Here is a 545-nt window from a genome sequence, read left to right as displayed (position 1 = left end):
GCGTGCCGGCCGGCGCCGGCCAGCATGCCGCCGGCGGCTCGCCGAAGTAGTGCCGGTACTGCGCCAGGGTGGCCGCGTACTGGGCCTGGAAGCGCGCGGCGTCGGCCGGGTCGCCGCGCCCGGGATGGTGGTGCAGGGTGCGGCGCAGCACCTGCGGACAGAACCGCTGCCAGTACTCGCGGGTGTCGGTGAGATGCGCGTGCCAGGCCTGGTCGACCAGCGGACTCGGCGTGATCTCCTCGCCGGCGACGCAGGTCAGGAAGCAGAAGCGCCGGTATTCCTCGACCAAGTGCGCGGCCAGCGCCAGCGACACGCCGGCCTCCTCGGCGACGCGGCGCTCGAACGCCGGCAACGCCGCGTCGCCCTCGCCGAAGCCATCGGCCTGCAGGCGCTGCCACAGCGCCGCGTGATCGGGATCGACGTTGGCCGGCAGCAGTGGCGTCGGCGTTCGCGTCATCGCAGCGCTTCCCAGCCCGCGGGCGCCGTGCACAGCGCCAACAGCAGGGACAACCCCTGCAGGGCGAAGCACAGCAGCTGCCGCCGCA

The 545-nt window shown here is 74.1% G+C and carries 1 pseudogene; it reads right to left on the bottom strand.

The window, feature by feature from the left end:
* Positions 1-457: pseudogene (locus D180_RS17790) on the bottom strand (TIGR04222 domain-containing membrane protein); the annotation flags it as partial.
* Positions 458-545: the final 88 nt, after the last annotated feature.

The sequence above is a fragment of the Xanthomonas sp. SHU 166 genome (assembly GCF_000364685.1).
Taxonomy (GTDB): domain Bacteria; phylum Pseudomonadota; class Gammaproteobacteria; order Xanthomonadales; family Xanthomonadaceae; genus Xanthomonas_A; species Xanthomonas_A sontii.
Note: the sequence above shows the minus strand (reverse complement) of the source record. Positions and strands in the feature narration are given on the sequence as shown.